This window comes from Sphingomonas mollis, assembly GCF_016427505.1.
GTDB lineage: Bacteria > Pseudomonadota > Alphaproteobacteria > Sphingomonadales > Sphingomonadaceae > Sphingomonas > Sphingomonas mollis.
Genome location: NZ_JAELXS010000001.1, coordinates 238,858 through 254,160 on the forward strand (window position 1 = coordinate 238,858; position 15,303 = coordinate 254,160).

Annotated in this window: 9 protein-coding genes; 4 read left to right on the plus strand and 5 right to left on the minus strand. The window is 65.3% G+C overall.

From position 1 onward, the window contains the following. Positions 1 to 78: 78 nt before the first annotated feature. Positions 79 to 2,103, minus strand: a complete 2,025-nt coding sequence (locus JAO74_RS01120) for a glycoside hydrolase domain-containing protein (RefSeq protein ID WP_199034180.1) — start codon at positions 2,101 to 2,103, stop codon at positions 79 to 81. A 705-nt stretch (positions 2,104 to 2,808) separates the two neighbouring features. Here JAO74_RS01120 and JAO74_RS01125 point away from each other — a divergent pair. Then, on the plus strand, positions 2,809 to 3,840 hold the full coding sequence (locus tag JAO74_RS01125; protein ID WP_332908696.1) for an alpha/beta hydrolase: 1,032 nt from the start codon (positions 2,809 to 2,811) through the stop codon (positions 3,838 to 3,840). Between the two features lie 45 nt (positions 3,841 to 3,885). On the opposite strand, the gene JAO74_RS01130 is transcribed toward JAO74_RS01125, so the two are convergent. The 3 genes from JAO74_RS01130 to JAO74_RS01140 form a co-directional block, all read right to left on the minus strand. After that, the gene (locus JAO74_RS01130; protein ID WP_199034184.1) at positions 3,886 to 5,142 is read right to left on the minus strand and encodes an FG-GAP repeat domain-containing protein; all 1,257 of its coding nucleotides are present in this window, start codon (positions 5,140 to 5,142) and stop codon (positions 3,886 to 3,888) included. A gap of 132 nt (positions 5,143 to 5,274) precedes the next feature. After that, on the minus strand, positions 5,275 to 5,862 hold the full coding sequence (locus tag JAO74_RS01135) for a hemerythrin domain-containing protein (protein WP_199034188.1): 588 nt from the start codon (positions 5,860 to 5,862) through the stop codon (positions 5,275 to 5,277). Positions 5,863 to 5,914: 52 nt separating this feature from the next. Further along, positions 5,915 to 6,706, minus strand: a complete 792-nt coding sequence (locus JAO74_RS01140; protein ID WP_199034191.1) for a ThuA domain-containing protein — start codon at positions 6,704 to 6,706, stop codon at positions 5,915 to 5,917. Positions 6,707 to 6,832: 126 nt separating this feature from the next. Between JAO74_RS01140 and JAO74_RS01145 the strand changes: the two genes are divergently transcribed. Further along, positions 6,833 to 7,417: a glutathione S-transferase N-terminal domain-containing protein gene (locus tag JAO74_RS01145; RefSeq protein ID WP_199034193.1), complete on the plus strand. Its 585-nt coding sequence runs from the start codon at positions 6,833 to 6,835 to the stop codon at positions 7,415 to 7,417. 357 nt (positions 7,418 to 7,774) lie between these two features. After that, on the plus strand, positions 7,775 to 10,849 hold the full coding sequence (locus JAO74_RS01150; RefSeq protein WP_199034195.1) for a glycoside hydrolase family 2 protein: 3,075 nt from the start codon (positions 7,775 to 7,777) through the stop codon (positions 10,847 to 10,849). A gap of 120 nt (positions 10,850 to 10,969) precedes the next feature. Here JAO74_RS01150 and JAO74_RS01155 read toward each other — a convergent pair whose 3' ends face one another. After that, entirely contained in the window at positions 10,970 to 11,875 is a 906-nt protein-coding gene (locus JAO74_RS01155; RefSeq protein WP_199034197.1) for a Gfo/Idh/MocA family protein, read from the minus strand. 164 nt (positions 11,876 to 12,039) lie between these two features. Here JAO74_RS01155 and JAO74_RS01160 point away from each other — a divergent pair, with 164 nt between their 5' ends. Beyond that, on the plus strand, positions 12,040 to 15,183 hold the full coding sequence (locus JAO74_RS01160) for an autotransporter outer membrane beta-barrel domain-containing protein (RefSeq protein WP_199034199.1): 3,144 nt from the start codon (positions 12,040 to 12,042) through the stop codon (positions 15,181 to 15,183). Positions 15,184 to 15,303 lie beyond the last annotated feature (120 nt).

Below are 15,303 nucleotides of genomic sequence, written 5' to 3' on the forward strand. Positions count from 1 at the left end.
TGCGTCACTTTGATGAAAGGTCACGCATTATCGGGGGGCGGGCAGGGTGATTGCGGCAGCCCTGTTGCCTCAAAGTCGCTATCGCGCACGGGTCGTGACGGTCAGCGTGCCGCCTCGCGACAGCGTCGCATGGTCGATCCGCCAGTCCGTAAGGGGACGACCGTTCCAGTCTGCGCGAACGATCATGCCGTCATATGGCCCGACCCGCCGGATCGACACCGCGCGACCGTCGCCCAGATCGATCCGTGCATTCGCGATCGCCGGTATGGTGACGATGTACCACGGCTCGCCAGGGACAAGCGGATAGAGGCCGAGTGCCGCGAAGACGTACCACGCGGTCATCGCGCCGGCATCGTCGTCCATGCCGTCGGCAAAGCCCTGCGGCGAGAGCGCGAAGCTGGGGCCGACGAACGGCGTCGCCAGCTTGCCGCTGTTCGTATAGGGGTGCGCGATCGGCCGGGTCATGATCTTGCGGACCAGATCGGCGGTACGCTGGGGCTGGCCGACGATCGCGAACAGCCAGGGTACGTGGATGTCCGGTTCATTGGTCATGTTGAACAGGCCGGCATCGAAAAAATGGTGCAGCTCGTCCCCGAAACTGGCCGGGCCGACCGTTCGTACCAGCCAGTCGAGATCGAATACCGGCGCCCAGCGATATTGCCACAACGTGCCCTGGTAAAGGCCGCGCGCCTTTACGATGTCGGCGTCCGGCCCCGGCGTCTGGAAGGTCGATCGCCACATCGACCGATAGTCATGCGCTTTTCGTGAGAAATTGGTGGCGATGTCCGTATCGCCCAGATCGGTGGCCAGCGCGGCGGTGGCCCAGTCGTCATAGGCCGCCTCGATCTGCTGGTCGGGCGTGTCGCGTTGCAGGGTGGTGCTGTCCTTCACCATGCCGGCCAGCGCTGCTTTCGCGTCGAACCCGGTGATGCCCTTGCGCCGCAGGTCGAGCAGCGCGATCCCGGCATGTTCCGTCCGCACCGTCAGGAACGGTTCGGTCAGCGTCGCCCATTGCGGCTTACCGCGAATATATAGGTCGGCGAGCGAACGGGCGATGTCGGCGCTGCGGCGCGGCTGCAACAGCGCGAGCAGCGGCAGTTGCGTCCGGTAATTGTCCCATAGCGACCAGCTGGCGTAGCGTGTCTGTCCGCGCGCGGACCGGGCAACGCGGCCGTCATTTTCCCGGTGCCGGGAATCGGGATCGTCGATCGCGACCGGTGTCTGGAAGACGCGGAACAGCGAGGAATAGAACAAGGCGCGGTCACGCATGTCGCCGTCGATCGTGACGCCGCCCAGCACATCGTTCCACGCGGTCCGGGTCCGGGCCGCCACCGCCGCGAACGGGCGCGTCGATAGCTCCCGATCGCGCACCAGCGTCGCGCCCGTCGCGTCGACCGTCGACAGTCCGGTGCGGACCTCGATGGCGTCACCCGCCTGCATCGGCACGGCAAGGGTCGCGATGTCGCCATCCCGGGTCATCATGCGATGCAGTGGCCGTCCGTTCAGGGTGATGCGACTGCTCGTAAACAGGCGATAGCGGCCCTTGTCGCACACGGTGCCGGCGACCAGTTCCACCCGGAGATCGTCGCTGCGGTCCGTATGCCATGCGCTGGACAGGCGCTGCGCGTATTGATGGCGCAGGTCGATCCGCAGGGTCATGTCACCCGCCCGTGCCACCGTGAAACGCAACAGCCCGGCACCACGGGTCGCCGTGGCTTCGGCGAGGATGCCGTCGTCGTAACGCACGCCGTAGCGGCCCGCCCGTGCGGTCTCGCTGCGCTTGTCGATCAGGGCGTTCCCGGTCGCGCCGGTTCGGCGCAGCGACACCAGCAAGTCGCCACCACCGCCGCTGCATCCCACGCCCACGCCACGGGTATGAGAGAATCCTCGCAGCCGGGTGGCGGCATGATCGTAGCCAGCGTGGTTGGCGGGATCGGTATCCGGGCCGAGCTGCACCATGCCGAACGGTGCCACCGCCGCCGGCGAAAGCTGCCCGAAATCGGCCAGTGTCCCCACGAACGGATCGACCAGATCCGCTGGCGTATCATCGGCGGCGGCTGGCGTCCCGGTGAGAAGGAGAAGGGTCGCTACGAGGTATTTCATGGCTATGCGCGCCTTGTTTGCCGTCGATCAGGTAGGTGCGTTCGCTGCGGCGGTATCTGGATTTATCCGGCAATCAAACGGCCTTGATTCCGATAGGGGCTCCAACCCTGTTTCTGCCCGTCAGCGATGACAGCGCAATGACGTCGCAGAAGGTATCCCCCGTCCAGCCCTTAAAAAGGCCAAGCGGCCTGAACGAAAGACCGGTTCGGAGGGAATGGCATAAGAGACCAGATATTCGCTTTTGTGAAGGAAATCCGGCACCGGCAGGGGTCCGATTTCTCACAAAGCAGGAGGCGCAGTCGCTGCGGAACGGAATGTGTCCGGGTCATGATGCGGTGGTCTTGAACTTGCTGTGCCCTAGCGGCACCCCGGCCTTCGCTGGCCGGCTCCGGATCGCGAAAGATGTTATTTGAGATTTAGACGACTTTCAGGGAAACTTATCTGATCTTGATTCTGACGATTGCAATTGCTCCGCATTTTACTTCACCATAACGTGGCATGGCAATCGGGGGATTGATGATGCTCAGGTCGTTGGGGTGGATCGGCATAATTGGCGCTGCACTGGCGGGTGTCATATCAAGCTTGGGCACGCTCTACCTGTTCGCACCTTCTGCGCCGTATTTGTGGATGCTCATTGCACTGCCCTTGCTGGTCGGCGCGGCCATTGCCGCTTTGCTTGGGCGATTGGCTGCGCCTTGGGCGGGCGTGAAGCGTGCGACGGCGACTGTGATCGCGGCGATCCTGGCGATCCTGCCGCTTGGCGGTCTCGTCGCCGCGATGCTGCTCAGCCCGGCGTTACCGCAAGCGAACGCCGGCCCCGATCCACGCGGGCCGCATCGAACATTGAAGACCGCCGCGGGGTCATCGCTTGCGTGGTGGTCGATCACACCCACACATGTCGCACACAGAACGCCCGTGGTTTTCCTTCATGGCGGCCCTGGGACGTTCACGCGCAATCGCGACTTCGCCGTGGGGCAGGGATTCCGTGACGCCGGGTTTTCGACGATCTACTACGACCAGTCGGGCAGCGGTGCGTCGGGCAACCTGCCGATCGAACGTTACACGCTGGCGAACGCCGTCGCCGATCTCGAAGCGTTGCGGTCGGCGATCGGTGCCGAAAAGCTGGTCGTATGGGGACAAAGCTGGGGGGCGTCGCTCGCGGCTGCCTATGTCCGTGCTTACCCGGGCCATGTGGCGGCAACGATCCTGGATTCACCGGGTGATTTTCCCGGTGAGCCGCATCCGCTCGACTATGCGAAGACCGACAGCCGCGGCGATTTCGAACCGACGCTGCGCGACGCTACATTGTACCTTCTGATCGGCCATGCTCCGCAGCTCGCCGAGCGGTGGCAGAGCCAGGACGACGCACGCGCGACCCAGCAGGCGCGGGTCGACAAGATCACCAGCATCTATGGCTTTCAGTGCAAGGGGGAACGGGTCCCGCTTCGCCGTCCGTTGTCGCCCCCAGGTGGCAATCTCTATCCGCAGTTGCGATTGCAGGATGATCTGGCGCGGCAGCCACCGGTGATCGGTCCCCTGTCTCGTGCGCCTGCGCTGCTGATCCGCGGCGATTGCGACTACCTGCCGCTGGCGACCGCTGCGCGTTACATGAAAGCGTTTCCGGCAGCGACGCGGATCGACGTGCCCGGTCGTGGTCACGCCTTCTACGGACATGACGACGATTTGCGCATGATCCTGCACCGGTATGCATCGACGACGCTACGATCCCTTCCCTGATCGCCCGTCATGGGCTGTCGTGCGACAGGGTGCCGATGAACCAACTTATCGTGCGGCGGGCGCCGGTCCGGTCAGCAGCAGTCGCGCCTGCGTTCCCCAGCCGCCGATGAAGATGTCAGGCTGGCCGTCGCCGTCAAGATCACCCGTGGCCATGCCCCAGCTTCGCCCGGTCGTGGCCTTCGGTACGATGCCGGCCGTGGCATCGGTGAAGCGTCCGCGCCCGTTATTGATCCACGCCCGGACCTGCAAGGGCGTAAAGCCCGGCACCTGGATGGCACCGACGAGAAGATCGGGCGCGCCGTCGCGGTCGAGGTCGATCACCGTACCGGCCCAACTCGAGAAACGGTGTTTCGGCAGACGCGTTGCCGTCTCGTCACGAAACCGCCCGTTGCCGTCGTTGACGAGCAGGCGACTCTGCGGGTCCTTGTCCCACGCCTTGTTGTTGCTGGTCAGGTTGAGGAAGAAAATGTCGGGCCGGCCATCGCGATTGGCGTCGAAGACGTGGACTTCGCGCGTCTCCAGCGGGGTTCGCAGATCGAGCCTGTCGGAAGCGTCGGTAAAGCGACCCTTGCCATTGTTGAGCAGGAGGCGATTGGGCGGTGTCTGGTTGGCGACGACCATGTCGAGATCGCCGTCACCGTCCATGTCGGCGAGGGCGATGCCCTGTGCGTCCTCGGCGTTGCGGGGCAGGTGGGTATCGCTGGCATCGATGAACCGGCCGGGGCGGGCGGGGTCGTTCAGCCACAGGAAATTACGCGGATCGGGCTTCGTCTCGCCCTCCCTGGCTTCGCTCGAATTGCCGATGACGATATCCGGCAAGCCATCGCCGTCGACGTCGCCGACCGCCAGTGCGTTACCCTGGCTTTGCCGTGGCAGCCGGTCGCTTGCATCGGCGAAGCCGCCCTTGCCGTCCCCGAGATAGAGCTGGTGCCGCCGGGTGTCCTCCGCGACGAACACCACGTCCATGTGACCGTCGCGGTCGAAGTCGGCGGCGCGGACATGTTCGTTATCGTGTTCGGTGGTGCCGAATACATCCTGCTTCCACGTCAGCCGGCCTGCACCATCGTTGATATAGAGCCGGCTGACGCCGTTCTCCACGGCAAGGACGACGTCGAGATCGCCGTCCGAGTCCACGTCGATCATGACGGCGTCGAGCGCGTGGAGATCGGGTGCCATCGGAACATGCGTCGTGGTAACGTCACGATAGGGTGCGGCCGACCCCCGCGATGCGGAGACGACCGACGTGGTGAAGGACGCGCTGGCGATAAGGGTCGTGGCGAGAAACAGGGAGCGACGAAGCATATCTGCGCCTTTCGATCTGGTAGAGCGGCTTCGGTACAACCTCCATCTCATCGAACAGATGCACGTGACAGGCTCCGCCGACCGACTTCGAACAGATACTCCATTCCATGGCGCGGGCAGCACCGGCGTGGGTCAGATCAAGGGTCGCTCGCCATGGTGAAGCATCGCGGGGATGACCAGATCTTCTTCATCGGCGAGATGCTTCAGCAACAGATCGAGGAGGGTTTCAGCTTCGCCGGTATAGGCGTCCGCTGCCCGGCGCGCCGCATCGCCGGGGGACGACAGCGCGGACAATAATCCGCGCGCGTGCTCGACGGTTGTCACTAGCTGATGGTGGATCAGTGCGTGGTCCGACTCCAGCAGATCGAAGCCCGTGACGAGGCGCTGGTCCAGTTGTCGAAACTTCGGGAAATAGGCGTCATCCTCGATCCGGTGGTGCTGGTCGAGGTGCTGGAGGAAGCCGTTCAGTCGCGGCACGAACGCGCGCTGGAACTGCTCTCCACCCAGCTGCCGTTCGCGGAAGGCGTGCATGATGCGCGACACTTCGCTGCCTTCATGGCGCAGGCTGGCATGCACCTGCAGCCAGAAATCGGCGAGTCGGCCGAAGTTCGCATGCGTGCGCCAGTCACCACGCGGATAGTTTGCCCGGAGAAATGCGATATCGTCCGGCAGGCCGTTGCGATCACCGAGCCGAAGCGCGGCGGTCGAGGTGTCGTTCATCGTGACATTCCCGTTCGGTCAGGTCTGCGCGGGGCGTCGCCGCCAGTCTGACTCATTTTCCTGCCCAGCGGATCGCATTGACGAGAATGCGCCGGTAGTTCGGATCATCGTATGACGCTGGCAAATGGCCCAGCGCGGAGTACATGATGCGCGCGTTCGATGCGGGATTGATCCAGATGACGGGATGCATACCCATCGCCAGCCTAGTGCCGGGACGGTAGCTTGCCTCATCGATCCGCGCGAGAACGGTCATGCCGCGGGCGGCGGGATTGGCGTCGAAAGAGTACCATTCATCGACGGGTGACCAGGGTAGTTTGATACCGGCCATGATCGGATGATGCGGTCGATCGACGATGATCCGGGCCGGCTGGAACTGATCTGTTCCACCCGGATGGCCGATGAATTTGGTGCCGATGATCGTGTCCTTGTACCAGGCCTGCGTATGACTGTCGTCGCCGGCGGCGTGCAGGGCCACCACGCCACCGCCGCGTGCGACGAAGCGCCTGAACGCAGCCTGTTGATCGCTGGTGAGGAAATCACCGCTGGCGCTGTTGAGGACGACGACGGCAAAGTGCCGCAGTTGGTCGTCGTTGAAGACGGCGGTGTTTTCGGTAACGTAGCTTGGACGGCCCAGGCTGTGCGCGATATCGGCGAGGACGGCATTCGAGTGCGGGATATGTTCGATATGCCGCCAGCCGTTCGTCTTGGACACGATCAGGACGGCGTGTCGCAGCCCGGTGGGAAGCACCGGGGGCGTTGCGTCGAAGGTGGCGGTCGGCAGATGAGGATCGGGTGCCGATTGCGCCATCGTCAGCAGGGCCACCATCACCAGCATTCTGTGCATCGCGCGACCTCCCGGGGTAACCAGGATCGGCGATAGCGCACCGGGGCCGCCGTTTCGATACCGGGCGACACGAAGCAGCTATCGCACGCCCCACGCGTTGAGGGGGTTCAGCATGGAGGAAGCTTGATGAAGCTCTATTACTCGCCGGGCGCTTGCAGTCTGGCCGATCACATCGCGCTGCATGAGGCGGGCCTGTCGTTCGAACACGAGAAGGTCGATCTGAAGGTGAAGCGCACCGACAGCGGTGCCGATTACATGGCGATCAATCCGAAGGGATATGTCCCCGCGCTGACGCTCGACAGCGGTGAGACGCTGAGCGAGAATATCGCGATCCTCGACTGGATCGCGCATCAGGACACGAAGCTGAAGCCCGCAGGCCCGATGGGACACACGCATCTGCTGGAGGCGCTGGCGTATATCTCGACCGAGATACACAAGAGTTTCAAGCCCTTCTTCGCCGGTGCCGGTGATGATGAAAAGGCGAAGGCCGGCGAGACGATCCTGAAGCGGATGGGATATCTCGCCGACACGATGGAGGGCGATTTCCTGTTGGGCGCCGACCTGAGCGTCGCCGACTGCTACCTTTTCGTCATGCTGCTCTGGGCGCGGAAAAACGGCCTCGACGTACCGGAGAAATTGGCTGCCTATCGCGATCGGCTGATGGAGCGGCCGTCCGTCAAGACGGCGATGACGCATGAGGGGTTGATCTAAACAGACGGCGCAGGGGTGACGCCGCCTTTTCCTTAAGCTGGCGTCCCTCTGCCTTGGGAGCATTTCAACTACATACCTTCGATTGCAATTCGTTGTGCCTTTGCCCTGCGAGGTTTGCCGCGAGTCATCGCAAGGTCGTTCCCAGAAGAAGCGGCCACGGCCGGAAAAAGATCGTCGATCCTGTATGCGAAACGGCTGATATGCCAGCGTTGGCACAAACACCGTTGACTTTTATTGCCTCTCTGAGGAAGCAGGATGCCCGGCCGACGCTCCAACGCAAAAAAAGCGTGGTGACCAGTCGATAGGGAGAGAGCGATGCGCCCAGATCCGATGCGGCATATAGCCATGGCGTGCGCCATGGCGGCCGTGGTGCTTCCCGCCGCGGCGGATGCACAGGCGTTGCAGACCGAGACGATGATGCTGTCCGGTACAGGGCCTGACGATGCCGTGGATTGGGATTTCCGGATCGGCGGCGGCCGACGCGCGGCCGAGGCCGCGCACATCCCCGTTCCCTCCAATTGGCAGCAGCATGGTTTCGGACGCTATCAATATGGCGAGGAAGGACGGTCGGGCCAGCCGGATCACGGCACCTATCGCCGGCAATTCACCGTGCCGGCGGCATGGAAGGGCCGGCGCATACGGTTGATCTTCGACGGCGTGATGACCGATGCGGCGGTGACGGTGAACGGCGTGTCGGCCGGGCCGGAGCATCAGGGCGGTTTCTATCGCTTCGGCTTCGACATCACTCCGCTGCTGAAAATCGGTCAGGCGAACATGGTCGAGGTGGTCGTCCACGAAGCATCCGCCAATCCCGACACCAACCGGGCCGAGCGGGCGGCGGATTACTGGGTGTTCGGTGGCATCTTCCGTCCGGTCTGGCTGGAGGCCACGCCGGCACAGGCGATCGCCCATACCGCGATCGACGGGCGCGCGGACGGAACCCTGACCGCGGATGTCACGCTCGCCGCGCCGCAGGATGTCACCCACCTGATCGCGCAAGTGACCGCGCCCGATGGCCGGCCGATCGGTGCGGCGTTCACGCAAACGATCCCGGCGGGCGGTGGTGGCCGCATCCGGCTGGCCACCCGGATCGCCGGTCCGCGTCTGTGGACCGCCGAGACGCCAAATCTCTATGGCCTGACGCTGACGCTCTATCGGGGCGATCGGGCCGTCCATCAGATCCATGAACGCTTCGGTTTTCGCACGTTCGAGGTGCGCGCCGGGCAGGGTCTGTTCCTGAACGGGCAGCGTATCCTGTTGAAGGGTGTCAACCGGCATAGCTTCCGTCCGGATACCGCGCGTGCGCTGACCACGAAAGACAATTACGACGACGTCCGCCTGATACGCTCGATGAACATGAACGCGGTGCGGATGTCGCATTATCCACCCGACGAGTCGTTCCTGAAAGCCGCCGACGAACTCGGCCTCTATGTGCTCGACGAACTCAGCGGGTGGCAGCATGCGCACGACACGCAGGTCGGGCGGCGGCTGGTGCGCGAGATGGTCGAACGCGATGTGAACCATCCCAGCATCCTGTTCTGGGACAATGGTAACGAAGGCGGCTTCAACCTCGATCTCGACGGTGACTATGCGCTGTACGATCCGCAGAAGCGGCCCGTCCTGCACCCCTGGGCGATCCATGCCGATGTCGATACCAAACATTACCCACCCTATGCCGATGCGCTGCGGCGGCTGGCCGGTCCCAACATCTTCATGCCGACCGAATTCATGCACGGATTGTTCGACGGTGGCGGCGGTGCGGGACTTGCGGATTACTGGAAGGCGATCGCCGGTTCGCCCCGTGGCGGTGGTGGCTTCATCTGGGTGTTCGCCGATGAAGGCATCGCGCGCACCGATCGCGGCGGCGCGATCGATACGTTCAGTACCTTCGCGCCCGACGGGATCGTCGGCCCGCGCCACGAACCGGAAGCGAGCGTCGCCACCATCCGCGATCTGTGGTCGCCGGTGCAGATCGATGCGCCGACGCTGGACGATCGCTTCACGGGTCTGGTGAGCGTCCGCAACGGGTACGATTTCACCAGCCTGTCGCAACTCCGTTTCAGCTGGCGGCTGCTCCGCTTTCCCGGACCCGGCGCTGGCACGACAGTGGCGAATGTGATCGGCAAGGGCGAGACTGCTGGCCCCGACATCGCACCGCATGCCAGCGGCGGGCTGTACCTGCGTCTGCCCGCCCGCTGGCACGAGGCGGACGCGCTGGCATTGACCGCGATGCGGGACGGACAGGAAATATGGACCTGGACATGGCCCACCGCACGGCTCGATGCGGCGATGCCCGTCGTCACTGCCGGACGATCGGTGGCGCCGGCCGTCGCCCGGACCGGGGGCATGGTTCACCTGAGCGGGGGCGGCGTCGACGCGACGTTCGATCCCGTATCCGGATTGCTGCGCGAAGTCCGCCGCGGCGGTCGGCGCTATACCCTGTCCAACGGTCCACGGCTTACCTTCGCCCGGCCGCGAGACACGGGCGTATCGACATGGCTACCGATCGCCGGCGGGGACGATGCGAGCCTGACACGACAATTGCCCACCGCGATGCTGGCCAGTGTCGCTGAGGTCGAACTGGACTTCACGCAAGCCGATAGCTGGGCCGGCTTCGCGCTGGATATCTCACCCGCTGGACAGCAATGGCGGACGATCTTCGACGGATCGCGCCGCAAGACCGATGGCGAGCGCTATGTATTCCCGCCGCAGATCGTGAAGGCGATCCGCATCCGCGATCCCCAGCGTGCCGATGGACAGGCAGTCGCGGTGAAGGCGGTACGGCTGGGCTATGAACCCGATCGCTTCCCCGCCGCATCGACGCCGGTAACGGTCCAGGCCGGTCGTGGCCGCAACGCAACGACGGGCGCGGAGGAGGCGTGGGTAGAGGCACCGGGCGCGGGCGGCCTCGACCGGGTGCGCTGGACGATCGATGCGCGTGGCGCGCTCACGCTCGATTATGGCTACCGGTTATCGGGGCCGGTTCTCTATCACGGCGTCAGCTTCGATACGCCGCTGGCCGACATCCGCGCCGTCCGGGCGCTGGTGAATGGTGGCGATCCCGTATGGCGCAACCGGGTGCAGGGCGGCGTGCTGGGCGTCCACGATATCGCTGGTACGCGTGGCGGCCTGCCCGACCCGGCGACGGCGGGATATTTCGCCGGATTGCGGTGGGCGACGTTCAGCGGCAACAATACATCATGGTCCGTGACCAGTGCTGTTCCGGGTCAGTATCTGCGGGTGGGCACGCGCCCGAACGATCATCCGTACACAACGGTCGACTTCCCATCGGGCGACGTCTCTTTTCTGGGCGCGATTCCCGGGATGGGATCGAAGTTCATCAGGCCTGAGGATTCCGGGCCTTCCGGGCAGCCCACGATCGTCAGCGGCGAGCAGCGTGGAAAGCTGACCATTTCGTTTTCGCAGAATTGAACCTCGCAACCATCAAGCCCGCAAATCCGTGATCGTTTGCGATGTGGCTGTCGATCGCATGTCCCCGACCTGATCGTTCCTCGCTCTGGCATTTCGATTACCGGCTTTGACGCTCATGGCTCAATGCCGCGCTTGCGCTTCGGCCTGGCTGGTGATCGCCTCGCAGATTTCATGGGTCGACAGAATGTCTGCGGCAAGGGTCGGATGTTTCTCGCGCACGGCCAGCAGGAAGTCCGCGCACATCGCCTCGAAGCCTCGCTGACGGCCGACGGATGTCCAGTCGCCGCGCCGGTGGTGATATTCCGTGCCCGCCGATCGGACCGTTTCCGCCAGATTGCGCACCGACTGCCGAACGCCGTTTCCGATCACGTCCAGTCGTTCCTCGTCCAGCCCGCTATCCCGGTGCATGGTGCCGAGGGCGGTATAGCCGTCGCCGGCCAGCGTCAGCGTCACCACCTTCAGCAATCCATGTTCGACATGGGTTTCGATCGTGCGGCGCCGCACCGGGGCAGGGGCCAGGAACAGCAGCGTATCGACGACATGGATGAAATCGTCGAACACCACCCGTCGCGGCGTATCGGGCTGACGGTGACGATGCTTTTCCATGACGATCAGGTTCGCGCCGGTGTCGCGAAGGGCCGCATAATCGGGCGCGAAACGGCGATTGAACCCGATTTTCAGCAGCGTTTCCTGCCGTTCCGCCAGTGCGACGAGCTGTCGGGCTTCGGCAAGGCTGTCAGCGAGCGGCTTGTCGACGAAGGTGGGGATACGCCGTTCGAGAAGCATCCGGACGAGCGCCGGATGCGCCCCGGTCGCTGCATGAACGAACGCCGCGTCGAACGTCGTGGCCGCCAGTGCCCGATCGATGCCGGCATGTAGATGAGGCATACGGAACATACGGCCGGCGTCATGGAGCATCGCCTGATCGCGGGTCGCCAGATGCACCTCCAGCTCCGGAAGCGCCGACAACACCGGTAGATATCCTTTGCGAGCGATATCGCCCAATCCCGTCACCAGCACGCGCATCGCGATCTCCGAACTCTCAGTGATGGCCTGTGCGCCGGGTCGTCACCGTGTCGTAAGTATGGCGCGGCGCCCGCGGCGCATTGACCAGGTCGGCACCGCGATCAAGGGTCGGTCGCATCGACTCCGTCTGGGTTGTCAGAAGACATCCGAAGGGGATCGAATTCGTGCACCGCCTGCTCCTGACTTCCTCCGCCACATTTGCCCTGGTCGCCGCCACGTCCGCATTCGGACAGACGGTCGTCGATACGAAGCGGACGATGTCCATCCGCACATCGACCATCCGCAGTGGCACGCCCGACAATATCAGCATCGTCGCCGCCGGCGGCATCGCCCCGACCACCGGGACGGCGGTGACCATCGACAGCAACAACAACGTGACCAACGCCGGCACCATCCAGGTGACCGATGCCAACGGCGCGACCGGCATTCTGGCGCAGGCCGGTGTGCGGAGCGAGATCAGCAACAGCGGCAAGATCATCGTCGACGAAACCTACACGCCCACCGATCTGGACAAGGACGGCGATCTCGACGGTCCTTTCGCGCAAGGCACCGGCCGTACCGGCATCCGCACGGCGGGCGCGTTCACCGGTACAATCTCCAACGCTGGCGAGATCACCGTGGAGGGCAATGATTCCGCCGGCATCTATCTGGGCGGTCCGCTGACCGGCACCCTGACGCATGGTGGCAAGACCAGCGTCGTCGGCGACCGCACGGTGGGCGTGCGGGCGGCGGCGGTGACCGGCAATGTCACGCTCGGTGGCACGATCACCGCGGTCGGCCGCGATGCGGTCGGCGCGCGGCTGGACGGCAACATCGCCGGTGCGCTGGTTGTCGAGGGGGTGATCGGATCGACGGGATATCGCTCGACCACCGCACCAGCAGACGTATCGAAACTGGATGCCGACGACCTGTTGCAGGGCGGGTCGGCGCTGGTCGTCGCGGGCGATGTGACAGGCGGCATCACGCTGTCGAACGCCACCGGCAAGATCGCCGATGTCATCTCCTATGGCGCCGCGCCGGCCTTTCAGATCGGTGCGGCGGATCGGGCGATTACGATCGGTGCGGTGGCGGGTACGACGCCGTCGGCCGGGCTGGTGGTCAACGGCAAGGTGACCGGCAACGGTGTATATAACGGCGTTTCGGCCACCGCGCTGTCGATCGGCGGGCTGGGCGGTGGCGTGACGATCGCGCAAGGGGTGGCGATCGGCGGCACCGTTCAGGCATCCGCCGTGAACGCCGCCGCCACGGCGATCCACTTCGGGGCGGGCGCGGCCACGCCCGAATTGCGGGTGTCCGGCACCGTGGCCGCCACCGGCGGCGGCGTCGCGACCACCCGGTCGACGGGTGTCCTGATCGATACGGGCGCGTCGGTGGCGACGATCCGCAACAGCGGCACGATCCGCGCCGGCGCCACGGGGGCGACGGCGGCGGCCATCCTCGATCGCACCGGCGGCGTCACGCTGGTCGAAAACAGCGGCACCATCGTCGCGGCGGGCGCGGATGCGACGCGATCGGTCGCGATCGATCTGTCGGCGAACACCATCGGCGCGGTCGTCCGTCAGGTCGCGGTGACGGGTGCGGCCGCCCCGGCGATCACCGGCGCGATACGTTTCGGTTCGGGCAGCGACCGGCTGGATATCGCGGCGGGATCGGTGGCGGGTGAGGTGTCGTTCGGCAGCGGCAACAACCGGCTCGACATGAGCGGCGCCGGCACCTTCGCCGGCACCGCGATCTTTGACAGCGGCGTGGATACGCTGGCGATCGGTGGCACCGCGCGGTTCGACGGCACGGCCGATTTCGCCGGCGGCGGTCAGGATGTGCTGGCGATCGCGGGCAAGGGCGTGTTCGCCGGGCGGCTGGTCAATGCCGGCAATCTGGCGGTGACGGTCGCGGCCGGCGGCGGCACCTTCGCGGCGAGCGGCGGTGCCACGATCGGTTCGCTGACGCTCGGCGAGCAATCGATCCTGAGCGTCGCACTCGACAGGGCGAACCCGGCCGCCAACCTGATCCAGGTGACCGGTGCGACGGCGATCGGCGCCAACAGCCAGCTGGCGCTGCGCGTGACCGGCGGCACCGACATCACCGGCCGCTATGTCGTCCTGCGCTCGGGTACGCTGACCGGAGCGACCAATCTCACCCTCGCCACCACCGCCGTCCCGTTCCTCTACAAGGGAGCGATCGTCGCGACCGCCCCGAACGAGATCGCGGTCGAGGTCGTGCGCAAGGCACGTACCGAACTGGGGCTGAACGCCGCCGCCGCCAGCGCCTTCGACGCGATCGACACGGCGATCGGGAGTGACGTGAAAGTCGCCGCCGCGATCCGCGGGATTTACGACGGTGCCGCCTTTCGCGGCGCGATCGACCAGATGCTGCCCAACTATGCCGGCGGCGTGTTCGAGAGCGTGACGCTCGCGTCGCGGGCGGCGGCGGGGCAGTTGCGCGAGCCGGCGGGCGAGTTCACCGAGGAGGGTAGCTGGGGCATGTGGCTGACCCCGGTCGGCTGGGACGCATCCAAGGCGGCACGGAGCACGACCAGTTACGATGTGCGCGGCTGGGGCATCAGCGGCGGGCTGGAGCGCAAATCGCAGGCGGGCAATTTCGGCGTCTCGCTCGCCTATCTGCGCGGCCGCGACAATGAGGGCGTGGCGGTCAACCGGGTGAACCACAGCCAGTACGAGCTGGCCGGTTTCTGGCGCGGCCATTGGGGAGGGTTCGCCGCGCAGGTGCGCGGGTCGGCGGCGTTCCTGTCGTTCGACGCGCGGCGCCAGTTCGACGGTACGATCGGATCGGAAGTCGTGCAGCGTCGGGCCAATGCGGACTGGAACGGCATGCTCTATTCCGGATCGGGCGGCGTGTCGTACGAACATGTCATTGGCCAGTTCAGCCTGCGGCCCAATCTGGCGCTCGATTACTACAAGCTCAATGAGGACGCCTATCGCGAGACGGGGGGCGGCACCGCGTACGACCTGACGGTGCGCAAGCGCAGCAGTGACGAACTGGCCGTCACGGCGGCGCTGGCGGCGGGGATCAATTTCGGCGGCGACAATCGTTACGAGCAGTGGAGCCGCATCGAGGTGGAAGGGGGCCGTCGCGAACGGATCGCCGGCGCGCTCGGCCGCACCACCGCCAGCTTCGGCAGCGGCACCGCCTTCACGCTCGATCCCGAGGCGCGCGGTGGTGGTTGGACCGGCCGCGTCCGCGCGATCACCGGCACCTCGGAAGTCCGCCTCAGCGGCGAAGTGGGCGCCGAACAACGACTTGGCGACGTGGCGCTATCCGCGCGCGCCGCCCTGCAGTTCGCCTTCTAGGCGAAGCGCGTGGGCACCCCCGACCTGCGCATCCTGCCGGATCTCCACCCCGCCCCGGGGTGGAGATCCTTCTCCCATGACCGTCGTTCGGCTAGACGACCGACCTCCCCGATCCTCCAG

Bases quoted from the DNA above. Each gene is read 5' to 3' on its own strand.
- JAO74_RS01155 (WP_199034197.1), bottom strand. From the start codon at position 11,875: ATGCGCGTGCTGGTGACGGGATTGGGCGATATCGCTCGCAAAGGATAT.
- JAO74_RS01150 (WP_199034195.1), top strand. From the start codon at position 7,775: ATGGCGGCCGTGGTGCTTCCCGCCGCGGCGGATGCACAGGCGTTGCAG.
- JAO74_RS01120 (WP_199034180.1), bottom strand. From the start codon at position 2,103: ATGAAATACCTCGTAGCGACCCTTCTCCTTCTCACCGGGACGCCAGCC.
- JAO74_RS01140 (WP_199034191.1), bottom strand. From the start codon at position 6,706: ATGCACAGAATGCTGGTGATGGTGGCCCTGCTGACGATGGCGCAATCG.
- JAO74_RS01145 (WP_199034193.1), top strand. From the start codon at position 6,833: ATGAAGCTCTATTACTCGCCGGGCGCTTGCAGTCTGGCCGATCACATC.
- JAO74_RS01130 (WP_199034184.1), bottom strand. From the start codon at position 5,142: ATGCTTCGTCGCTCCCTGTTTCTCGCCACGACCCTTATCGCCAGCGCG.
- JAO74_RS01135 (WP_199034188.1), bottom strand. From the start codon at position 5,862: ATGAACGACACCTCGACCGCCGCGCTTCGGCTCGGTGATCGCAACGGC.